This window comes from Bradyrhizobium sp. KBS0727 (assembly GCF_005937885.2).
Taxonomy (GTDB): domain Bacteria; phylum Pseudomonadota; class Alphaproteobacteria; order Rhizobiales; family Xanthobacteraceae; genus Bradyrhizobium.
Genome location: NZ_CP042176.1, coordinates 2,076,908 through 2,099,674 on the forward strand (window position 1 = coordinate 2,076,908; position 22,767 = coordinate 2,099,674).

Genomic DNA, 22,767 nt, shown 5'->3' on the forward strand with positions numbered 1-22,767 from the left:
GACTCAGGCGATGTCCGGGGAGGGGCCGCCGTGCTGCACCTTGTGGATCGCCGACGGGACGAACCCGAAATGCTTGCGGAATACGCGGCTGAAATGCGACGAACTCGAAAAGCCCCACGAGAATGCCACATCCGTGATGGTCTTGCCGGCCTGGGTCTCGAGCTCCTGGCGGCAGTGCAGCAGCCTGGTCCGCCAGATGTGGTCGCTGACGGTCATGCCCTTGTCGCTGAACAGCATGTGCAGATAGCGCTTGGTGCAGCCCAGTGCGGCGGAGATCTGGTCGATGCAAAGATCCGGGTCGCGCAAATGTTCGCGGATGAAGGCCTGGGCCCGTATGTACATCGCCTCGGGACCGATGCGATCGAACATCGTGTCGGCCTCGCGCAGCGGCAGTAGCAGCAGGTCGATCAGCGAATCGGCGACGCCGACCGCGTTGTTGGGTGACAGGCTGTTCGCTTCGTCGAATGCGGCGTGCACAAAGTCATGCGCGATGCGGCCGGTGCCGTTGCGCGCGGAAAGCTTGCACGGCGACATCTTCGTCGAATGGAAGCCGCGTTCGCGCAGCAGTTCCTTCGGCACGATCACGACCTCGTGCCGCGTCAGCGACGGGCTGACGATCGTGTGCGGACAGGATACGTCGTAGGCGAAGCAATCGCCAGGCATGATATCGATGCGGCGGCCGGCCTGCTCGAAATGAGAAATCCCGTAGGTCTGGAACAGGATCTTGACGAAGGGATGCTCGCTCAGTTTCGTGCGTGAAACCGTATGGGCAATTCGATGCTGGCTCGCCTCGATCTGACAGAGCTTCAACTGCGAGACCGTGGTGTAGTTGATCCTGGCCTCGAACGACGAAGCCGCCAGCGGGTCGATATCGAATTGTCCGCAGAGATCAGTCAGTGCATCTGACCAAATCTGGATCTGCTTCTTCGGCGACAATCCGATAGTGCTGAGTGAGCGGATTGTATCGGACATGATCCAGCCACCGTTTAGAGATCAGGACGCAACCTTCACCCCAAGCTCCGGTCGCGCAAAAGCACCATCGGTCCAGTTTAAGGTGGTCGTAGGGAAGCGCGCGCAGATTCTTCCCGATATCCCGTTGACAATCCTCCGACTTAGTGATGACCGCGTCAAGAGGAACCTCTAGCCGGGTCGCGCGTTTGCGGACGCCAGTAATCTGTTGTGACGCGCTCCGGCCGAATGATGCTCCGCAACATAAAACCATCGATGGCAAGCGTTGACCGGGCCGCGGAGCATGGTTCGAAAAAGTTTGTCGTGTTTCGCTTTTGAGCAAGCACCGGTTCGCTCTTGGGCAAGTTTCCCATTTCCGAACGGGATAGGGATAGGGATCAAGAAGGCAAGAATGGGCCGTTTCAACGGAAACCCAAAACTCGTATCTGGGAGGAAACCACTATGCGCAAGGTGCTATTCGCGACCTGGGTTGGCGCCATGGCGGCGTTCGCTGCAGGCCCCGCTACTGCCAATGACGAACTCAACAAGATGGCGCAAGATCCGAAGGGCTGGGTGATGCCCGCGGGCGACTACGCCAATACGCGCTATTCGAAGCTCAACCAGATCACCGCCGCCAATGTCGGCAAGCTGCAGGTCGCGTGGACGTTCTCGACCGGCGTGTTGCGCGGCCACGAGGGCGGACCGCTGATCATCGGCAACATGATGTACGTCCACACCCCGTTCCCGAACAAGGTCTATGCGCTCGACCTTTCCAAGGACAACCAGATCGTCTGGAAGTACGAACCCAAGCAGGATCCGAACGTCATTCCGGTGATGTGCTGCGATACGGTCAACCGCGGCGTGGCCTATGGCGACGGCAAGATATTCCTGCATCAGGCGGACACCACGCTGGTCGCGCTCGATGCCAAGACCGGACAGGTCGCCTGGACGGTGAAGAACGGCGACCCGAGCAAGGGATCCACCGGAACTTCCGCGCCGCTCGTGGTCAAGGACAAGGTGCTGATCGGCATCTCCGGCGGTGAGTTCGGCGTGCAATGCCACGTCACCGCCTACGACATGAAGACCGGCAAGCAGGTCTGGCGTGCGTTCTCCGAAGGCCCGGACGACCAGATCATGTTCGACCCGGACAAGACGATGGCGCTCGGCAAGCCGGTCGGCAAGGATTCGAGCCTGGTGACCTGGCAGGGTGACCAGTGGAAAATCGGTGGCGGCTGCACATGGGGCTGGATGTCCTATGATCCCGCGCTCAACATGCTCTATTACGGCTCGGGCAATCCCTCGACCTGGAATCCGAAGCAGCGTCCTGGCGACAATAAATGGTCGATGACCATTTTCGCGCGCGACGTCGACACCGGAAAGGCCAAGTGGGTCTACCAGATGACGCCCCATGACGAATGGGACTATGACGGCGTCAACGAAATGATCCTCAGCGACCAGACAGTCGGCGGCGCACCCCGCAAGCTGTTGACGCATTTCGACCGCAACGGCCTAGGCTATACGCTCGATCGCGTCACTGGCGAACTGCTGGTCGCCGAGAAGTTCGACCCGAAGGTCAACTGGACCAGTGGCGTCGACATGAACAAGAGTTCGCCGACCTACGGACGGCCGAAGGTTCTCGATCAGTATTCGACCGACAAACAGGGCGAAGACCATAACAACAAGGGTATCTGCCCGGCCGCGCTCGGCTCCAAGGACGAGCAGCCCGGTGCCTACTCACCGGATACGGAGTTGTTCTACGTGCCGACCAACCACGTCTGCATGGACTACGAGCCGTTCAAGGTAAGCTACACCGCGGGCCAGCCCTACGTCGGTGCGACGCTCTCGATGTATCCGCCTCCCGGCGAGACCAACATGGGCAACTTCATTGCCTGGGACGGCAAGACGGGCAAGATCGTCTGGTCGAACAAGGAGCAGTTCTCGGTCTGGTCGGGTGCGCTCGCCACCGCCGGCGGCGTGGTGTTCTACGGAACGCTCGAAGGCTACCTCAAGGCGGTCGATGCCAAGACGGGCAAGGAACTTTACAAGTTCAAGACCCCGTCCGGCATCATCGGCAACGTCACCACCTATGAGCAGGGCGGCAGGCAGTACATCGCCGTGCTGTCCGGCGTCGGTGGCTGGGCGGGTATCGGCCTTGCTGCAGGTTTGACGGATCCGACAGCCGGCCTCGGCGCCGTCGGTGGCTATGCCGCACTGAGCAACTACACCGCGCTCGGCGGAGCCCTGACGGTGTTCGCGTTACCGCAGTGAGCTGATGTCAACCTCGTTCCGGCGCGTGGCCTGGACCATGCGCCGGTTCGTCTGCCAACGAATGTCGAGGAACACGCTCTTGCGTAAAATCTGGCTTGTGGCTGCCGCGATCGTCTCTATGGCATCCGGGGGAATTGCTTGCGCCGAGGATGCGGCCGATCCCACGGCCGTCAAATCCGAGGATGGCAAGTATCTCGACAAGGAAGGCAGCCCGACCTTCAAGGTCGCGGCCGACGGAACGGTCGACTGGTACACCTACTCCGGATACCGCCGGTACCATTCCGAATGCCATGTCTGCCATGGCCCGGATGGAATGGGCTCGACCTACGCGCCGGCGCTGAAGGATTCGCTCAAGACGATGAGCTATCCCGACTTCCTCGGCGTGGTCGCCAGCGGCCGCAAGAACGTCTCCACGGCGCAGGAGAATGTGATGCCGGCTTTCGGCGATAACCCGAACGTCGGCTGTTACATGGACGACCTCTACGTCTATCTCCGTGCCCGCGCCAACGATGCGGTCGGACGCGTTCGGCCCGCAAAGCACGAAGACAAGACCGAGGCTTACACCAAGGCCGAAAGCAGTTGCATGGGAAAATGACGAACGCATGGATCCGCGGATGACAGCATGCCCGACGGTCGTGCGAAGCGAAACAGGAGTATGAAATGAAGACGCGCGCCGCTGTCGCTTTCGCAGCCAAGAAGCCGCTTGAAATCGTCGAAGTCGATCTGGAGGGGCCGAAGGCCGGTGAGGTCCTGGTCGAGATCAAGGCGACCGGAATCTGTCACACCGATGCCTACACGCTCGATGGCTTCGACAGCGAGGGAATCTTTCCGTCGATTCTCGGTCACGAGGGTGCCGGCGTGGTTCGCGAGGTCGGTCCGGGCGTGACGTCGGTCAAGCCGGGCGATCATGTGATTCCGCTCTACACGCCGGAATGCCGCCAGTGCAAAAGCTGCCTGAGCCAGAAGACCAACCTGTGCACCGCGATCCGTGCAACGCAAGGCAAGGGCGTCATGCCCGACGGGACATCGCGGTTCAGCTATCAGGGCAAGCCGATCTTCCACTACATGGGTTGCTCGACCTTTTCCAACTTCACCGTGCTGCCGGAAATCGCGGTGGCGAAGATCCGCGAGGACGCGCCGTTCGACAAGAGTTGCTATATCGGATGCGGCGTGACGACCGGCGTCGGCGCGGTGGTCAACACCGCGAAGGTAACCCCGGGCTCCAACGTGGTGGTGTTCGGGCTTGGCGGAATCGGTCTCAACGTCATCCAGGGCGCCAAGATGGTCGGCGCCGACAAGATCATCGGCGTCGACCTCAACGATTCCAAGGAAGACTGGGGCCGCCGTTTCGGCATGACCCACTTCGTCAACCCGTCCAAGGTCGGCGGCGACGTCGTCCAGCATCTGGTTGGACTGACCGACGGCGGCGCCGACTTCACCTTCGACTGCACCGGCAATACCAATGTGATGCGCCAGGCACTCGAAGCCTGTCATCGTGGTTGGGGTGTGTCCGTGGTTATCGGCGTCGCGGAAGCCGGCAAGGAAATCGCCACCCGGCCGTTTCAACTGGTGACTGGCCGGGTCTGGAAAGGCACGGCGTTCGGCGGTGCGCGAGGCCGTACCGATGTCCCCAAAATCGTCGACTGGTACATGAACGGAAAGATCGAGATCGATCCGATGATCACCCATGTCCTCAAGCTCGAGGAGATCAACAAGGGTTTCGATCTGATGCACGAAGGCAAGTCGATCCGTTCGGTCGTCGTGTTCTGAGTCAAAAACGGCAAACATCAGGAGGATAGACCCATGACTGTTCATATCCACCCATCGGTAGACAACGGCGTAAAGAAGGGTTCGGGGAATTTTGCCGGCGGCACCCTGGTCTGCAAATGCAAGGACAAGCCGGTCAAGGTGGTCATCAAGGGCGATGTCGCCCACAACCACGCCTGCGGCTGCACCAAATGCTGGAAGCCGGAGGGCGCGACCTTCTCCGTGGTCGCCGTGGTGCCGCGCGACAATGTCAAGGTGACCGAGAACGGCGACAAGCTTCAGATCGTCGATTCCTCGGCGACGATCCAGCGCTACGCCTGCAAGGTTTGCGGCACGCATATGTACGGCCGCATCGAGAACAAGGGGCACCCGTTCTATGGCCTTGACTTCATCCACCCCGAGCTGTTCCAGGAAGGCGGCTGGGCGGCCCCCGGGTTTGCGGCCTTCGTGTCGTCGGTACTGGAATCTGGGGTCAAGCCGGAGGAAATGAGCGGAATCAGGTCTCGGCTCAAGGAGCTTGGGCTAGAGCCCTATGATTGCCTGAACCCGCCATTGATGGATGCGATCGCCGCCCACGTAGCAAAATCCAAGGCGGCCTGATTAAGGCGGCCTGATCAAGGCGGCCTGATTTCGGCTCGTTCCGATCCGGTGCATTCATCCGATCCGCTGGCAGCCCATCGCTGCCGGCGGATTTGCTTTGGGCATCGGAGACGGCCCGTTCGGGTCCGGAGTTCGCGGGTTTTTTGTCGACCATGCCCGCAGCGAGGGCTATCCCGCGCATGGTCGTTTCCTGTTGGCTGGCGGGATTTTGCCTTTCCCGTGATATCAAGCTGGCGCGCCCCGATGATTTCACGCCCGTGAAGCCGGCGGGGCAAGGTGCAAATCCAGCCTGAACATCGAAAGAGTTTTTCATGACTGCAGCGATCAAGCCTTACTGCATTTCGGTTGGCGACGAGGTGCTCGACGACCTGAAGTCGCGGTTGCGCAACACGCGCTGGCCGGAGGCCGAACTGGTCGGCGACTGGAGCCAGGGCGCGCCCTTGAAGTGGATCAGGGACATCTGCCGTTACTGGGCCGAGGACTATGACTGGCGCCAGCGCGAGGCGCGGCTCAACCGTTTTGCGCAATTCACCACCGAGATCGACGGGCTTGGCATTCACTTCCTGCACGTTCGCTCAAAGCATCCCGACGCGATGCCGCTGATCATCACCCACGGCTGGCCCGGTTCGGTGGTCGAATTCCACAAGGTCATCGAGCCGTTGACCGATCCGACCGCGCATGGCGGCAACGCCGCCGATGCGTTTCACGTCGTCTGCCCGTCGCTGCCCGGCTTCGGCTTTTCCGAGAAGCCGGCGACCTCAGGCTGGGGCGTCGATCGGATCGCGTCGGCGTGGGCCGTGTTGATGGATCGGCTGGGATATGCGCGCTACGGCGCGCAAGGCGGCGACTGGGGATCGGCAGTGACGACTGCGCTCGGCGCGCAGGATCCCGATCACTGTGCCGGCATTCACATCACGCTGGCCATGGGGGCCCGGCCCAATGTCGAGGGGCAGCCGACGCCGGAGGAAGCGCGGGCGCTGCAGGGACTCACCTATTACGCCGACTGGGATTCCGGCTATTCCAAGCAGCAATCGACCCGGCCGCAAACGCTGGGATACGCACTGACGGACTCGCCGAGCGGGCAGGCCGCCTGGATCCTGGAAAAATTCTGGGCCTGGACCGATTGCGACGGACACCCCGAAAACATTCTCGGCCGTGACGAACTGCTCGACAATGTCATGCTGTACTGGGTCACGGCGACGGCCGCCTCGTCGGCCCGTCTGTATTGGGAGAGCTTTGGCCCGAAGCGCCGCACCGCCCACAAGGTCACAGTACCGACCGGCGTCGCCGTCTTCCCCAAGGAGATCGTGACACCGGTGCGCAAGTGGATGGAGCCGAACTTCACCAATATCCAGCATTGGCGCGAAATGCCGAAGGGCGGCCACTTCGCAGCCTTCGAGCAGCCTGAACTGTTCGTGCCTGAAGTGCGGGACTTCTTCCGGACCTTACGGCAGCCCTCCGCATAAAGTCGGCTACCCGAGTGTCCGACTCGCGGCTAGATTCGCAGCCATCAAGGCTCGCCCGGAGGGGGAACAAGAAGCCACACCAGCCATGGAGTGGATAGCTATGCTTGCTTTGATCGAAGGGCATCCGAACGTCGATGTCATTATTTTCTATATTCTCGCGACCGCGATACTGACAGTTTCCCTCTATCGCCATCATCGAAAGACAAGCTAGCCAGAGACGCCTGCGGTCTCGATTTCCGCGTCCGCTGGTGGCTCGTCGTGATGATCGCCTCGACCTGCAACCGCGGCAAGGCTATCATCGCCATGACGGATGCAAGCTGGTTCACGCTTCCTTCAGCTAAATGCACATCGCATGCTTGTGTGCCGCCGCATGCATGTGTGGTCCTCGCAAATCCCCCTGACAAGATCAGGCCAAACGTGCACACTGCGCCATAGGACATGCAATTGTCCGAGGCTGGGAGGTGCTCTGATGCGGACTGACCGTGAGTTGCCGGGAACCGGACGCACACCTCCGCAGGCTGCGAAATCGAAACATTCGGGCCATCTCACGCGCCGGAGTCTGCTTGCCAGCGCCGCGCTTTTGATCATGACCTCAGGCGTCAGCGCGCGGGCGGTGACGAAAGTGCTGCCCTGGCAGCCCAACGATGCCTATCCGGTGCCGCCGGTGATTCCCGGCGGCTATCTCTTCTTTACGCCTGCGGAAGCCGCCACCGTCGATGCCATCGTCGATCGCCTGATCCCGACCGACGATCTCGGCCCCGGTGCCAGGGACGCCGGTGTCACCACCTTCATCGACCGGCAACTGACCGGACCCTATGGCGGACACGACTGGCTCTATATGCAGGGGCCGTTTTCCTCGACGCCGTTGCCGACGCAAGGATTGCAGTCGCCGCTGGTGCCGCGCCAGCAATACCGGCTCGGGCTCGCGGCGCTCGAGAGCTACTGCAAGGCGAATTTCGGCGGCAAAAGTTTCGTCCAGCTCAGCGGCGACGAAAAGGACAAGCTGCTCGGCGGTATGGAGAAGGGCGACGTCAAGTTCGACAACTTCTCGAGCCGGATGCTGTTCAACGCCGTCTATGCCAACACCATGGAAGGCTTCTTCGCCGATCCGATCTACGGCGGCAATCGCGACATGGCCGGCTGGAAATTGATCGGCTTCCCCGGCGCTCGCTACGATTTCCGCGACGTGATGGCGAAACCGAACCAGGCCTACATGCTGCCGCCTGTCGGCCTGCAGGGTCGTCCGGCGTGGGGAGAAAACTGATGGCCCGTCGTCTTCCCCGCAAGGATGTCGTCGTCGTCGGTCTCGGCTGGACCGGATCGATCCTGGCTCTCGAACTCGCCAGCAGCGGCCTCGACGTCGTCGCGATCGAACGCGGCCCGTGGCGCGATACCGCATCCGATTTCAACATCGGCACCGCCCCCGACGAGCTGCGCTATGCCGTCCGCCATGACGTCTTCCTGCGCCCGAAGCAGGAAACGCTGACGATGCGGAACAACCCGTCGCAGGCCGCGCTGCCGATCCGAAAATGGGGCAGTTTTCTGCCCGGCAACGGCGTTGGGGGTGCCGGCGTGCACTGGAACGGCCAGACCTGGCGTTTCCTCCCCGATGATTTTCGCATCCGCACGCACATGATCGAGCGCTACGGCGAAGGCATCATGCCCGAGGGCAATCACATCCAGGATTGGCCCGTCAGTTACGAAGACCTCGAGCCGTATTACGACAGGTTCGAATATGTCGCGGGCATCTCCGGCAAGGCCGGCAACATCAAGGGCAGCAAGCAGCCCGGCGGCAATCCGTTCGAAGGCGCACGCGAGCGCGACTATCCGACGCCACCGATGACGCAAGGCTACGCGCAGACGCTGTTCACCAAGGCGGCCGGCGACCTCGGCCTGCATCCGTTTCCGCGTCCATCGGCCAACATCTCGGTTGCCTACACCAACCCTTACGGCTGCAGCATGGCGCCGTGCACCTATTGCGGCTTCTGCGAACGTTTCGGCTGCTCCAACTATTCGAAGGCCAGTCCGCAGACCTGCGTGCTGCCCGCGCTGATCCGCGAGCCGAGCTTCGAGGCGCGCACCGACAGCGAGGTGACAAAGGTCAATCTCGCCAAGGACGGCAAGACCGCGACAGGCGTCACCTACGTCGATCTTAACGGCGAGGAATGGGAGCAGCCGGCGGACCTCGTGCTGGTCTGCGCCTACAGCCTGTTTAACGTCCGGCTGCTGCTGCTGTCCGGCATCGGCAAGCCCTACGATCCCGCCACCGGGGAGGGCGTGGTCGGACGCAACTATGCCTACCAGACCGGCTCCGGTTCGACGGCGTTTTTCGAGGATGCAAAATTCAACCCGTTCGCGGCGGCAGGTTCCCTTGGGGTCGCGCTGGACGACTACAACAGCGACAATTTCGACCACGGGCCGCACGGCTTTGTCGGCGGCGCTTCGATCACCTCCGCCTACACCAACGGACGGCCGATCCAGTACCACCCGGTTCCGCGCGGCACGCCGACCTGGGGCAGCCAGTGGAAGAAGGCGGTCAAGGAAACCTACCAGCGCGTCACCAATGTCGGCGCGCAGGGCAGCGTGATGAGCTATCGCAACAACTATCTCGACCTCGACCCGACCTACAAGGATCCGCTCGGCCGCCCCCTGATGCGGATGACGTTCGACTATCAGGACAACGAGAAGAAAATGGCCAACTGGATGGCCGATCGCTGCGACGAGATCGCGAAAGCGATGGGCGCCAAGACGACGCAGGTCAATCGCCTCAACGTCCCGTGGAACGTGGTGCCGTACCAGACCACGCACAACACCGGCGGCGCGATCATGGGAAGCGATCCCAAAACCAGCGTGCTCAACCGTTACCTGCAATCGTGGGACGTCTCGAACGTGTTCGTGATGGGCGCTTCCGCATTTCCGCAAAATGCCGGCTACAACCCGACAGGCACGGTGGGCGCGCTGACCTACTGGTCGCTCGACGCCATCAAGAAATATCTGAAGTCGCCCGGACCGCTGGTGCAGACATGAGGCTGGCGATGCGAAGCGTCATTGCGTTGATGGCCTTGATCGCGGTCGGTCCGGCCCTGGCGGAGCAGGACAACTACATCGATGCGCAGCGCGGCAAGGCGCTGGCCACTGCCGGCGATTGCATCGCCTGTCACACCGCGCCCGGCGGCAAACCCTTTGCCGGCGGGTTTGCGCTGCAGACGCCGTTCGGGGCGATCATGACGCCGAACCTGACGCCTGACGATGCGACCGGAATCGGTCGCTGGTCAAAGGACAATTTCGCGCGCGCGATGCACGAGGGACGGCGTCCGGACGGAACCTATCTCTATCCGGCATTTCCGTATCCATATTACACCAAGGTGACGCGGCAGGACGCCGACGCGATCTACGATTATTTGCGGACGCTGGCGCCGGTGTCGAACGTGGTCAATCGCCGGACGCTGCCGTTTCCGTTCAGCATCCGGACCTCGATGTGGGGTTGGAACGCGCTGTTCTTCACGCCGGGATATTTCGCGCCCGAGCCTGCGCGCTCCGAGGAATTCAACCGCGGCGCCTATCTGGTCGAAGGTCTTGGCCATTGCGGCGCCTGCCACACGCCGCTCAATGCCTTTGGCGCCAACAAGGCCGATCGATACCTGCAGGGCAACGCGATCGACAACTGGATCGCGCCCAACATCACCAATGATTCCCAGGCCGGTCTCGGCAAATGGTCGGTTGAAGAGATCGTGCAATATCTCAAGAACGGCCAGACCCGCACCAGCCTTGCCAGCGGACCGATGAAGGACGTCATCGAGAACTCGACGTCGAAGATGCCGGATGCCGATTTGAAGGCGATCGCGGTCTACTTGAAGGAACGCGGCGCCGCCGGCTCGCCGGCGCCCGCGCCGCTGCCGGCAGGTGACCCGCAAATGCAGGTCGGGCAGGCCATCTTCACCGATACCTGTTCGGCCTGCCACGCGTCCAACGGTTCCGGCGTCGAACGGCTGTTTCCGCGTCTGGCGGGCAATGCCATTGTCAAACAGGACGATGCCTCGTCGCTGGTCCACATCATCCTGACCGGCGCGAGAGCGACCGGCACCGACGCGCGGCCGACGTCGCCCGCGATGCCGTCGCTCGGTTATCGGCTCAACGACAGCCAGGTCGCCGCCGTCGTCACTTACATTCGCAATAGCTGGGGCAACGCGGCAGCGCGGGTCGACGCGGATGTGGTCCGGACGCTGCGCGGACGTCTGTCGTCGGCGGGGAACTGACCGGCGTAGCGCTTTCGACTAAAAGTACCAGGCCAGCACGGCCTTGAGCAGGGCGTTCTCGATTACCGGCAGCACCACGACCTGGTTCATGCCGGCCGCGCGGGCCAGCTGCGATGCGATGCTTTCATCGAGCTTGAGGTGTTCGTTGATCGCGGGCATGCCGGTCGCCCAGGCGCCACCGATGCTGCCTTCGCCCTTGCGAATGGTCTTTGACGCATAGAACGTCGCCAGATCGGTGTTCTCAGAGCAATCGCCGGACTGAAACGTCAGCACCGATCGCGACGCATCCGGCACCCAGATTTCAAAACGCATTGCAATCGGTGTCGCCCGTGCCGACAGGAACGTCATCACCCAGGTCTGATCGCCGGTCGTGTAGGGAATGCCGACGCCGCAATTGATGCCGATTTCGGATGCTTCCTCCCAGCGCAGAAATCCCTTGGCGTCGTGCAGGTCCTTGATGATCAAGGGCATGTCTGCCTTCCAGGTGCGGCCGGGCAGGCCGAATCCGCGCGGAAATTTGGTGTGGCGGGAATTGAACTCGAACATGTCGGCGGTGCCGTAATAGCCGTCGACCAGCCCCATCTCGTGCGATGTCTCCGGATCGTTGTGCCAGAGCTCGATCGCGCCGACGTGCTTCGCGTCGTCGCCGCAGAACAGCACCATCACTGCCATCAAGAATTCGCCGGCAAAAACCGGCAGCGCCACGCCGCAGGTCAATCCGGCTTCGATCGCCTCGTCGGTACGCTTGAAATAGGAGCCGAGGAATTTCGTCAGGATGACCGGATGGCCGCTCGCCCATGCCTTGCCCGGCAGCCCCTCGTCATAGGCGAACAGGGCGTTTTCGCTCAGCGCCTTGAATTCCGAATACGCCTCGCCGCACAGACCGCCGCCGAATTCCAGCCGCGTACGGGTGCGGTCGGGTACCCACAGCTCAACCACGCGAATGAATGTCTTCATCGGGACGAACCTGATCGCTACGCCGGCTCCTGAGCATCGGCGATTTAACGATGGTACGTGCGATCAAATTACAGGCAGGCTGCGCCCAAAGTTCGTGCGGAGCAAGACTCCAGTTTTTTGTTTTGACGTTTTCTTCGCGCGAACTGCTCCCAGCCTCGGATCAAGTCCGAGGGCATGCCTCGCTCGAAACCGCTATACAGCGTCGCGCGGAACCTCAGTTCCGGTACGACGGATCGGTACGGTCGAGCTTGCGCAGCAGCGCCGGCCAGGCGAGGTCGCCGTTGCGGGCGGGCCGGTTCGGGTGCGGCCGCATCTTGTCGTAGGTCTCTTCCAGAATTTCCTTCGACGGATAGGTCAGCTTGGTGTTGCAGGACAACGCCATGATCTGCACCTGGCAGGCGCGTTCCAGACGGAACAGCACGTTGAAGGCCGCCGGCACGGTGCGGCCGACGACGAGCAATCCGTGATTGCGCAGGATCATCGCTTCGTGATCGCCGAGGTCCCGGACCAGCCGCGCCCGCTCGTCGACATCGTCGGCGATGCCTTCGAAGTCGTGATAGGCGATGTGGAGAAACCGCATCGAGGTCTGCGCCAGCGGCAACAGTCCGCATTCCATCGCCGAGACCGCCATGCCGGCCGGCGTGTGGGTGTGCGCCACGCAATCCATGTCGTGCTTGGCCATGTGGATGGCGCTATGAATCACGAAGCCGGCGACGTTGACGTCGTAGTCGGATTCGTTGAACAGCGTGTTGCCCTCGACATCGACCTTGATCAGGCACGACGCGTCGATTTCTTCATACAGCATGCCGTAGGGGTTGATCAGGAATTGATCGGTCGTGCCCGGCACCCGGCAGGAGATGTGGTTGGCGACCATCTCGGTCATGCCGTACATCGCGGTCAGGCGGTAGCAGGCCGCCAGATCGACCCGCGCTTGCCACTCCTCGGCGCTCACCTGTTCGCGGACCGACTTCACGACCTTGATGGCAGGCGAACTGACGGGAGGATTCATGGCGCTTCTCCGGGGATAGCGGCTATCGGGCCGGCGAGGGCCCGCTCATTTGCGCGCAGAATACAGGAAAAATTCGCTGCGCCGCAAGGCGAGCCAAGCAGGCGTTATTGCAGGTCTGGCGGGTGAAATCCGAATGCGCCGGTTGGCGCAAATCGGCTTCGGTGCCAGTATGAGGGCAAGAACAAAGACCGGGGACGAGCCGCAATGCACCATCCTGCGATCCGTATCGCCGTCCTGCATTTTTCCCACGAAACCGTCACCTTCCTCAACAACGACACCACGCTGGATGACTTCGTCTATCCGGGGTCGCCGGCCAAAGGCGAGGCGCTGCTGGGGTCGTATCCGAAATCCTACATGGGCGGCTTCGTGAAGATGGCGCGGGAGTTCGACGGCGTCGAACTGACCGGCATTGAATCGCCGCTATGGCCCAAAACCGGCATCGGATCGGGCTGGGTCACCGAACAAGCGTTCGAGACCTTCGTCGGCAAGATGATTTCCGGAATCGAGGCCGAGGCTCCATTCGACGGCGTCTATCTCTGCGTCCACGGCGCCATGGCGGTGCGCGGCGTGCCGCGGCCGGAAGCCGAGCTGGCGTGGCGGGTGCGGCAAGCGGTCGGGCCGAAGGCGTTCATCGCCGCGACCTTCGATCTGCACGGCAACGAGGACGAAGCGTTTCTGCAGCATGCCGACATGGCGTTCGCCGTCAAATACTTTCCGCATTACGACGAATACCTGCAAGGCGAGCGCGCGGCGCGAACCCTGGTGCGGGCAATCCGCGGCGACTACAAGCCTGTGCATGTCACGTTGCGCATTCCCGTGATCTCGCCGACAGTGCTGCAGTGGACCGGCGCCTCGCCGTGGATGGATCTGGTGCAGCGGGCGCTGACCTGGGAGGCGCGCGAGCCGGACACGTACGTCAACATCTTCTTCGGCTTCCCGTTTGCCGATGTGCCCGACGTCGGCATGACGGTGCAGGTGCTGACCAACAGCAATCCCGAACTGGCCGCGCGCGTCGGCCGCGATATCTCCAGCGCCATCTGGCGCGTGCGCGAGGCGCTGCTGAAGTCGACCAGCATCCACAGCATTGCGGCCGGCGTCGCGCTGGCCAAGCAGGCGGTCGTCAGCGGCGCCACGCCGGTGGTGCTGGCCGATCACTCCGACCGTTCCGGCTCGGCGACCTGGCTGCTCCGCGAGATCGTAACCCAAGGCCTGTCCAATACCTTGATCGCAACCATTGCGGATGCGGGAGTCACTGCCAAACTCAAGGCGGCGGGCGCCAAGGAGGGCGACAGCTTTGACATGGATGTCGGTGGGCTGGTGGATGAATCTGCCGGCGAGCCGGTGCGCATCCAGGGCACCATTCTGAAAGCGGTGGAAGGCCATGGCCAGTTCTGGGTCTGCATCGCCTTCGGCCGCAACAACGTGCTGATCCTCTCCACCTATCTGGTGCAGGTGATGGAGCCGTTTTCGTTGAAGGCGCTGGGGCTGGACATCGCCTCGTTCGATGTCATGGCGATCAAGTCGCGGGTGCATTTCCGGCGCGGTTTTGATGACAACGGATTTGCCAAGACGATCCTGCTGGTCGAGCCGGAGCAGCCGTTTCTCGGCACCACGCGTCTGGAAGGCTTGCCGTACCGGAACGTCGATCTCGGCGCGTATTATCCCTATGGCAATCCGGTGTTTCCGGTTTGATTCAGGCGAGATGATCAAGTGGGTGCCATGACGGAAGAACGCTACCGGCTGATCGGCTCGACCGCGTCGCCCTGCGCGCTGAAGCTGCGCTAGCAAAGCGTGGAGCGTTTTTCGCCGATGCTTCCAAATGCCTTTTCAGGCGTCGCGCTCATAGCGCGATAGATGAGCCTTGAGTATCTTCAGCATATCATCCCGGATTGGATCGCGCGTTCCGCGGGTCCAGGCAGCCGCCAGTGGCAACTTGTTCAAATTGGACGCCGCGAGTCGGACGTAGCGAACACCGCGCGCAGCCATCCGCGATGTCCATTTCGGAACAATCGCCACGCCGAGTTTGGCAGACACGAGATTGACGATGGTCTGCTTTTCATCCGCAATCTGGGCGATGCGCGCCTCAAGCCCGGCTTCTGCAAACAGTTTCATGGTGAGATCGTGGCTATGTGGTCTGGAGCGCCGCTCCGGCACGATCAGCGGTTGGTCGGCGAGGTCGGCAATCGTCACTCGCTTCTTTGCCGCAAGCGGATGATGGTCGGGGACTGCAACGACGGCGGTTTCATGAAAAAGAAACATGAATTCGAGCCGCTTGTCCGGGGTTTCGGAAGGGCGGATGAAAGCAAGGTCGATTCGGCCGGACAGCAGTCGAGGAACCAGGCGGATGGTTTTATCCTCGACCAATTGAACCGTGACCTCCGGCCGTTGCTCCCGGAAATCGTGAAGCAGCATCGGCAACAGTCCGGCGGCCGCGCTGTCGATCGCCCCGACGCGGACCATGGCGGCCTGATTTCGGCCACGGGTGCGGAATTTGGCGGCGAGCGCTTCGGCCTGCATGAGCAGAGCACGCGCTTCCTTGAGAAAAGCCGCGCCGTCATCGGTCAGCGTGACGCTGCGGGTGGTCCGGATCATCAGCCGTGTGCCCAGGTCCTCCTCGAGCAGCCTGACGAAGCGGCCGAGCGCCGATGGCAGCATTTCCAGCCGCTGTGCGGCCTTGCCGAAATGCAGTTCTTCGGCCGCTGCCACGAAGCATCGCAATTGATGAAGATCCATCGGCCCTCTCCTGGATCTCGATTATATCATTTTTTTGTATAAACGGCAGTCAATTGAGTCCTGACAGCTGCGGCCGCAGGGTGGCCTTCAACGCGCCGGGTGGCGCGGAAAATCAAAAGCAAAACAAATCAGGCGAGGACCCCCTCAATGAGTGCCGAGCTGGAAAAGCGCGTGCTGCGAAAGATCAGCTTTCGCATCGTTCCCTTCATTATGCTGCTGTATTTCATCGCATTCATCGACCGGGTGAACATCGGCTTTGCCGCGTTGACGATGAACAAGGACCTGGGGTTCTCGTCGTCGGTTTTCGGCGTCGGAGCCGGCATTTTCTTCCTCGGGTATTTTCTCTTTGAGGTGCCCTCCAACCTGATCCTCGAGAAGGTTGGAGCGCGGCTCTGGATTGCCCGGGTGATGATCACCTGGGGAATCGTTTCAGCGGCTTTCGCGTTTATTCGGGGGGAGACGAGCTTCCTCACCTTGCGCTTTTTGCTCGGCGCGGCGGAGGCCGGCTTCTTCCCCGGCATCATTCTTTATCTCAGCTTCTGGTTTCCGGCGCGCTACCGCGCTGGGGTGGTTTCGTTGTTCATGGCAGCGGCGCCGATCTCGGTGGTTCTCGGTTCGCCGGTTTCGAGCGCGTTGCTGGAGATGGACGGTCTGCTTGGCCTCAGGGGCTGGCAGTGGATGTTCATCATGGAGGCGATCCCGGCGATTCTTCTTGGCTTCGTCGTCCTCGGCTACCTGACCGACAAGCCGGCAAAGGCAAAATGGCTGAAGGACGATGAGCGCGCGTGGCTTGTCAATGAAATGGAGGCCGAGCATGCCGCGAAGGCCGCAACGGCCAGCCACAGCATCTGGCGCGGCTTGGCCGACATCCGTGTGCTTGCGCTGTCCCTGATCTATTTCGGTACCTCGGCCGGTCTCTATACGCTTGGCATCTGGGCGCCGCAGATCATCAAGGAGTTTGGCTTGTCGACCATGCAGGTCGGGCTGTTGAACGCTGTCCCGCCGACGGTTGCCGTGATCGCCATGGTGCTCTGGGCGCGCCATTCGGACAAGACCAACGAACGTACCTGGCACGTTGTCGGCGCTTGCGTCGCCGCGGCAGCGGGCCTCATGCTGGCAGGATCCGCCGGATCGGTCATTTCCGTCGTCGCCGCGCTCACGCTCGTCAATATCGGAATCAGCTCGGCAAAGCCGCCGCTTTGGGCGATGCCAACCATGTTCCTGTCCGGCTCCGCGGCCGCTGCGGGCATCGCGACGATCAACTCGATCGGCAACCTGGGTGGCTTTGCAGGACCCGCGATGATCGGCTGGATCAAGGATTCGACCGGCAGCTTCCTGGGCGGCCTGTACTTTGTCGCGGGCCTGCTCGTCCTGTCGGCGGTCCTCACGCTGGCTCTATCGCGCTCGAATCAGGCAACGGCGGCCCAACCCCACTTCGATCACTAGGCGTCCGGATTATTCCGGGAAGGTCAGCACAGTCACCCTCCCCATAAGGGTGAGCACATTCAAAACGATCAGAAAACACACGGAGCAGAAAAATGCGTACTCATCGGATCGCCGCCATGGGCGGAGATGGAATCGGTCCCGAGGTCGTCGCGGCCGGGGTGCAGGCCCTCAAGGTTTGTGCCGAGCGTGACGGTCAATTCAAGCTGGAGTTTCAGGATTTCGACTGGGGCTCGGACTACTACAAGAAGCATGGTGTCATGATGCCGGCCGATGGCGTCGATCAGCTCAGAAAGTTCGATGCCATCCTGTTTGGTTCCGTCGGCGCGCCCGACATCCCCGATCACATCACCCTGTGGGGATTGCGCCTCGCGATCTGCCAGCCGCTCGACCAATATGCCAATGTGCGTCCAACCCGGGTGCTGCCTGGCATCACCAGCCCGCTCCGTGATGTTTCCGGTCCGGAACTGGATTGGGTGATCGTGCGCGAAAATTCGGAAGGCGAATATTCCGGCGTGGGCGGCCGGGTGCATCGGGGTCTGCCTGAAGAAGTCGCCACCGACGTCTCCATCATGACGCGAACCGGGGTTGCCCGTATTATTCGCTACGCATTCAAACTGGCGCAGTCCCGCCCGCGCAAGTTGCTTACCGTGGTGACCAAGAGCAACGCGCAGCGTCATGCCATGGTGATGTGGGACGAGATTGCCGCCGAAGTCGCGAAGGAGTTTCCGGACGTCACATGGGACAAGATGCTGGTCGACGCCATGACGATGCGGATGACCATGAAGCCGCAGACCCTGGACACGATCGTGGCAACCAACCTGCATGCCGACATTCTTTCGGATCTCGCGGCGGCTCTCGCAGGCTCCCTCGGCATTGCGCCAACCGCCAACTTGAATCCCGAGCGGAACGCACCCTCGATGTTCGAACCGATCCACGGATCGGCCTTCGACATCACCGGCAAGGGCATCGCCAATCCGATCGGGACTTTCTGGACGGCGGTCATGATGCTCGAGCATCTGGGCGAGAAGCCAGCCGCCGACCGATTGATGAAAGCCATTGAGCGGGTCACCGCCGATCCGTCGCTGCACACCCCCGACCTCGGTGGCAAGGCAACCACGAAGCAGGTCACCGAAGCGGTGTGCGAAGAGTTGCGAAAGGCCAACGACTAAAAGCCGTGCTGCCGGCCCGTTTCCCGGGCCGGCAACCCCAGGGTTCAATGCGACAGCGCCTGGCCTTGCCACAGGAAACGTCCAATGCTTGGTGAGCCGCGACAACTGCTCAAGGCGATGTTCGAGGCGGCGATCGACGCGGCTTCACCCAGGCTTCGCATTCCGTCTTTTCTTCCGCCGCCTCCCAAGGGGCGCACCGTCGTCATCGGCGCCGGAAAGGCGTCGGCCGCGATGGCAAAGGCGGTCGAAGATCTGTGGCCTGGGCCGCTGACCGGACTTGTGGTGACGCGATACGGCCACGCCGTACCCTGCCAACGCATCGAAATTGTCGAGGCTTCGCACCCCGTTCCGGATGAAAACGGTCATCGGGCGGCCCGGCGCATCCTGGAGATGGTCCAGGGGCTTGGCCCCGACGACCTCGTTCTGGCGCTGATCTCGGGTGGCGGATCGTCGCTCCTGAGCCTGCCCGCGTTGGGCCTGACCCTGGAAGACAAGCAATCGGTCAACGCTGCGCTGCTCCGGTCCGGCGCATCGATTGGCGAGATGAATGTCGTGCGCAAGCACCTTTCGGCGATCAAGGGAGGTCGGCTCGCGGCAGCGGCCTATCCGGCCCGGCTCCTGACTCTCGTGATCTCGGACGTGCCCGGAGACGATCCGGCCGTGATTGCCTCCGGTCCGACCGTTCCCGACAGTTCGACGTTTGCCGAAGCCCGCGCCGTGATGGAGAAATACGGGCTCACCGAACCGCGTTCCGCCATTGATCACCTGATGCGTGCTGCGGACGAAACGCCAAAGCCGGGGGCCTCTCGGCTGGCCAATACCCGTACGGTCATCATCGCCACACCGCAGCTTTCGCTGGAGGCGGCGGCAGACCTGGCCCGAAAGAGCGGAGTGACTCCGCTCATTCTGGGTGACGCGCTTGAGGGGGAGGCGCGCGAGGTCGGCCGGGTCATGGCAGGGATCGCGCGGCAAGCAGCATTGCGGAGCCAGCCCGCGCCGCCGCCCGTCGTCCTGCTGTCGGGGGGCGAAACGACCGTCACGGTCAAGGGAAACGGCCGCGGCGGCCGCAACGTCGAATTTCTGCTTTCGCTGGCCGTCGAACTCGACGGCCTGCCGGGCGTGTTTGCACTGGCCGGCGATACCGATGGCGTGGACGGGGTTGAAGAGATCGCCGGCGCCATCGCAACTCCCGACACCCTCGCGCGCGCCGTCGACCATGGGATCAGCGCCAAGGAGCGGCTGGCCGACAATGACGGCCACTCTTTCTTCGAAGCGCTCGGCGACCAGATCGTCACCGGGCCCACGCTGACCAACGTCAACGATTTTCGCGCCATCCTCATCATCTAAGCCCAGGAAAGGCCGGCCGGTTCAGGCCGTGACACAACATGCGCCGCCACCGCAACGCCAGGATCATCGCTACCCTGGGTCCCGCAAGCTCTACTCCGGAAATTGTTCGCAGCCTCTTTGACGCTGGAGCGGACGTGTTCCGTTTGAACTTCAGCCACGGCACCCACGAGGATCACAAGAAGCGCTACGACATCATCCGCTCCATTGAGAAGGATGTAGGGCGGCCCATTGGCGTTCTCGTGGACCTGCAGGGGCCCAAGCTGAGAGTTGGCGCATTCACGGCGGGCCGGGTGCTTCTGAAAGCCGGCGCCAGGTTCGATTTCGACCTTGCTGGCGGACCGGGAGACGACGCCCGGGTAAGCCTGCCGCATCCGGAGATATTCCAGGCACTCGCCCCCGGCGTGCAACTCCTGCTTGACGACGGCAAGGTCCGTTTGGAAGTCGAGTCTTGCGGCCGGGCTCAAGCGACGACACGGGTTCTCGTGGGCGGGGCTTTGTCCGACCGCAAAGGGGTCAGCGTCGTCGGCGCGGTGTTGCCGCTTTCAGCTCTGACGCCCAAAGACCGAATTGACCTGGCCTACGGCCTGGAACTCGGCGCAGACTGGATCGCCTTGTCGTTCGTCCAACGGCCGGAGGACGTCGAAGAAGTCCGCAATATCGTCGCCGGGCGCGCCGGAGTGATGTCGAAGCTGGAAAAGCCATCCGCGGTCGAACACCTCGATGCCATTGTCGCGCTTTCGGATGCGGTCATGGTCGCGCGCGGCGACCTCGGAGTCGAAATGGCTCCCGAACAGGTGCCGCCGATCCAGCGGCAGATCGTTCGTGCATGTCGTCTTGCAGGAAAACCCAGCATCGTCGCAACGCAAATGCTGGAATCGATGATCGAAGTGCCGACGCCGACGCGCGCCGAAGCTTCCGATGTGGCCTCGGCGATCTATCACGGCGCCGATGCGGTGATGCTTTCGGCAGAATCGGCCTCCGGCAAGTTTCCGATTGAGGCGGTGGCGATGATGGACCGCATCATCAAGGCCGCGGAGAACGATCGGGCATATTACCGCCGGATGAGTGATGCGGCCCGTCCGGCGCCTGCCGCAACCATTCCGGACGCCATCACCGCCAGCATGCGGCTGGCAACCGATCTGCTGCCGATCGCCGCCGTCGTCACCTACACGACTTCGGGATCGAGCAGTTTGCGCGCATCGCGCGAACGGCCGGCGACTTCCATTCTCAGCATGGCCGCGAGTGTGGAGACGGCACGACGATTGACCGTTGCCTGGGGAATCCACTCGGTGGCAGTGCCTGCGATTGGCTCATTGGATGAAATGAGTTCGTTTGCCGGCGAGACAGCCCTCAAGGAAGGCTTTGCAAACAAGGGCGACACCATTGTCGTTGCGGCTGGAAGCCCGGTCGGGATCTCGGGAACGACCAACATGCTCAAGATTGTGCGGGTCTGAACAGTCGCGGTAATTTCAACTGCCGACATGTCGCCAGGCCGGACCGTGCCCTAGCCCCTCGGAAAATCCTTGCGCATCGCGATTTCGGCGGCGGCGCCGGGCGACAGGACGTTGCCGTTGAACGCCGGCTGGCGTTCAGTGACGATGTCGTAGAGTGAGATCTGCCTGATCGGCTTGGCCAGCAATTCGCGGATGCAGTCCGCCAGGGTGCCGTTATAGACCATATACGGCGTCTTGCTGGTGACCCGCTGGTTGTTCAGCGACGGCCACTTCTTCAGGTCGGCAGGTGCGTCGTAGGCAATCGGGATGTTTTCCGCGAACGTGCCCGGTTCCGGTATCTCAAACATCCCTTGAGGCTACCGAAGGTTGGTAAACAGATCCCAAACCGGAGGGGCTTGGCCTTACTTCCGGTGCCGGCTGCCCAGGGCCGCTGCGATCGATTCGGGGTTTTTGATGCGCTCGATCAGGAGGTCGATGCGGTCGCCGCCCCAGAACAGTTCGTCGTTGAAGACCATGGTCGGCACGCCGAAGACGCCGAGTGCTTCCGCCTCGTCGATGATGCGGTCATGCTCCGCGCGGGCAGGGCCGTGAACATAGGCTTCGAAGTCTTTCGCCGAACCGCCGACCGCGGCGATCACGCCCGCAATGTCCGACAGTTCGTCGATTTCAAGGTCGTGGTTCCAGAACCGCCGGAACACCGTGTCATGATAGGGCCGGAACAGGCCGTGACGTTGCGCGAACAGCATGCCGGCGCTGGAATGGAAGGCGTCGTAGATGCGCCGCGGGCCCTTCATGGTGAGGCCCTGCGCGTTGGCGTAGCGCCGCGCGTCCATATAGGCGTAGCGCACCTTGCGCCAGAAATGCGGCGTGCGCTCTTCCACCGTTCCCATGAATTCGGCGACGCGCAGCGTGTAGGGCAGCCATTCCAGCTCGACGCCGAACTGTTCCTCGAGTTCGAACAGCCGCTTGTTGGCGACGAAGGCGTAGGGGCTCTTGTAATCGGTGTAGACGCGTACGCGCGGCTTTTTCATCGCTGGTCCTTGTTCGGGCCCATTGTTTCGGGCCCATTGTCCCCAGCCGAATAGAGCACGGAACCATGCATTGGGTCACGTGCCCGAACCGGCAACGCCGGTCGCACGATGGAAATCCTGACGACTGAATTTAGGGTGATTCAAATTTGGGGTGATTCAAACGAGTGGGCCCCGGTGCCTAAAGCATCGCGGGGCCCTGCATCTTCGTTTTAGCGAAGGATAGCTGGTACACACCAGTTGGATCTAAGGATCCGGAAAACGCGTGGCCTTTGCGCTCCAGTCCCGCGTGTATGTTTGGATTTTTAGACGGTGCAAC

19 protein-coding genes are annotated in these 22,767 nt (G+C 62.1%); 13 read left to right on the forward strand and 6 right to left on the reverse strand.

Annotated elements, in window-relative coordinates:
- Nucleotides 1-3: 3 nt before the first annotated feature.
- Nucleotides 4-972, reverse strand: coding sequence for a helix-turn-helix domain-containing protein (locus tag FFI89_RS09555; RefSeq protein ID WP_138834994.1), 969 nt, complete (start codon nt 970-972; stop codon nt 4-6).
- Nucleotides 973-1,410: 438 nt separating this feature from the next.
- Between FFI89_RS09555 and xoxF5 the strand changes: the two genes are divergently transcribed.
- The 8 genes from xoxF5 (at nt 1,411) to FFI89_RS09595 (ending at nt 11,305) form a co-directional block, all read left to right on the forward strand.
- On the forward strand, nt 1,411-3,216 hold the full coding sequence (gene xoxF5 / locus FFI89_RS09560) for a lanthanide-dependent methanol dehydrogenase XoxF5 (protein ID WP_138834996.1): 1,806 nt from the start codon (nt 1,411-1,413) through the stop codon (nt 3,214-3,216).
- A 118-nt stretch (nt 3,217-3,334) separates the two neighbouring features.
- Complete coding sequence (locus FFI89_RS09565) at nt 3,335-3,811, forward strand: c-type cytochrome, methanol metabolism-related (RefSeq protein WP_138836237.1); 477 nt, start codon at nt 3,335-3,337, stop codon at nt 3,809-3,811.
- Between the two features lie 65 nt (nt 3,812-3,876).
- Complete coding sequence (locus tag FFI89_RS09570) at nt 3,877-4,986, forward strand: S-(hydroxymethyl)glutathione dehydrogenase/class III alcohol dehydrogenase (protein ID WP_138834998.1); 1,110 nt, start codon at nt 3,877-3,879, stop codon at nt 4,984-4,986.
- Between the two features lie 33 nt (nt 4,987-5,019).
- A complete protein-coding gene (gfa, locus tag FFI89_RS09575; RefSeq protein WP_138835000.1) occupies nt 5,020-5,583 on the forward strand; it encodes an S-(hydroxymethyl)glutathione synthase in 564 nt (187 codons plus the stop codon).
- A gap of 311 nt (nt 5,584-5,894) precedes the next feature.
- The gene (locus FFI89_RS09580; RefSeq protein WP_138835002.1) at nt 5,895-7,049 is read left to right on the forward strand and encodes an epoxide hydrolase family protein; all 1,155 of its coding nucleotides are present in this window, start codon (nt 5,895-5,897) and stop codon (nt 7,047-7,049) included.
- Nucleotides 7,050-7,518: 469 nt separating this feature from the next.
- A complete protein-coding gene (locus FFI89_RS09585; RefSeq protein WP_138835004.1) occupies nt 7,519-8,313 on the forward strand; it encodes a gluconate 2-dehydrogenase subunit 3 family protein in 795 nt (264 codons plus the stop codon).
- Nucleotides 8,313-10,076: a GMC family oxidoreductase gene (locus FFI89_RS09590; RefSeq protein WP_138835006.1), complete on the forward strand. Its 1,764-nt coding sequence runs from the start codon at nt 8,313-8,315 to the stop codon at nt 10,074-10,076. The genes FFI89_RS09585 and FFI89_RS09590 overlap by 1 nt, the downstream gene beginning before the upstream one ends.
- Before the next feature lie 8 nt (nt 10,077-10,084).
- A complete protein-coding gene (locus FFI89_RS09595; RefSeq protein ID WP_210249099.1) occupies nt 10,085-11,305 on the forward strand; it encodes a cytochrome c in 1,221 nt (406 codons plus the stop codon).
- Between the two features lie 18 nt (nt 11,306-11,323).
- Here the strand turns inward: FFI89_RS09595 and FFI89_RS09600 are convergent, their stop codons facing one another.
- Nucleotides 11,324-12,262: a GAF domain-containing protein gene (locus FFI89_RS09600; RefSeq protein WP_138835010.1), complete on the reverse strand. Its 939-nt coding sequence runs from the start codon at nt 12,260-12,262 to the stop codon at nt 11,324-11,326.
- Nucleotides 12,263-12,476: 214 nt separating this feature from the next.
- A complete protein-coding gene (locus FFI89_RS09605; protein WP_138835012.1) occupies nt 12,477-13,271 on the reverse strand; it encodes a class II aldolase/adducin family protein in 795 nt (264 codons plus the stop codon).
- A gap of 204 nt (nt 13,272-13,475) precedes the next feature.
- Between FFI89_RS09605 and FFI89_RS09610 the strand changes: the two genes are divergently transcribed.
- Complete coding sequence (locus FFI89_RS09610) at nt 13,476-14,963, forward strand: M81 family metallopeptidase (RefSeq protein ID WP_138835014.1); 1,488 nt, start codon at nt 13,476-13,478, stop codon at nt 14,961-14,963.
- Between the two features lie 135 nt (nt 14,964-15,098).
- On the opposite strand, the gene FFI89_RS09615 is transcribed toward FFI89_RS09610, so the two are convergent.
- Nucleotides 15,099-16,004: a LysR family transcriptional regulator gene (locus FFI89_RS09615; RefSeq protein WP_138835016.1), complete on the reverse strand. Its 906-nt coding sequence runs from the start codon at nt 16,002-16,004 to the stop codon at nt 15,099-15,101.
- Between the two features lie 147 nt (nt 16,005-16,151).
- Between FFI89_RS09615 and FFI89_RS09620 the strand changes: the two genes are divergently transcribed.
- From FFI89_RS09620 to pyk, 4 genes are all read left to right on the forward strand, one after another.
- Nucleotides 16,152-17,450, forward strand: coding sequence for an MFS transporter (locus tag FFI89_RS09620; RefSeq protein WP_138836239.1), 1,299 nt, complete (start codon nt 16,152-16,154; stop codon nt 17,448-17,450).
- 92 nt (nt 17,451-17,542) lie between these two features.
- Complete coding sequence (locus tag FFI89_RS09625; RefSeq protein WP_138835018.1) at nt 17,543-18,619, forward strand: tartrate dehydrogenase; 1,077 nt, start codon at nt 17,543-17,545, stop codon at nt 18,617-18,619.
- A gap of 117 nt (nt 18,620-18,736) precedes the next feature.
- Nucleotides 18,737-19,966 (forward strand): glycerate kinase, encoded by a 1,230-nt coding sequence (locus tag FFI89_RS09630; protein ID WP_246669402.1) that lies wholly within the window; start codon nt 18,737-18,739, stop codon nt 19,964-19,966.
- A gap of 38 nt (nt 19,967-20,004) precedes the next feature.
- Entirely contained in the window at nt 20,005-21,420 is a 1,416-nt protein-coding gene (gene pyk, locus FFI89_RS09635; RefSeq protein WP_138835022.1) for a pyruvate kinase, read from the forward strand.
- 50 nt (nt 21,421-21,470) lie between these two features.
- On the opposite strand, the gene FFI89_RS09640 is transcribed toward pyk, so the two are convergent.
- Together FFI89_RS09640 and FFI89_RS09645 are read right to left on the reverse strand one after the other, a co-directional pair.
- Nucleotides 21,471-21,767, reverse strand: coding sequence for a hypothetical protein (locus tag FFI89_RS09640; protein ID WP_138835024.1), 297 nt, complete (start codon nt 21,765-21,767; stop codon nt 21,471-21,473).
- A 54-nt stretch (nt 21,768-21,821) separates the two neighbouring features.
- On the reverse strand, nt 21,822-22,451 hold the full coding sequence (locus FFI89_RS09645) for a 2-hydroxychromene-2-carboxylate isomerase (RefSeq protein WP_138835026.1): 630 nt from the start codon (nt 22,449-22,451) through the stop codon (nt 21,822-21,824).
- Between the last annotated feature and the right edge of the window lie 316 nt (nt 22,452-22,767).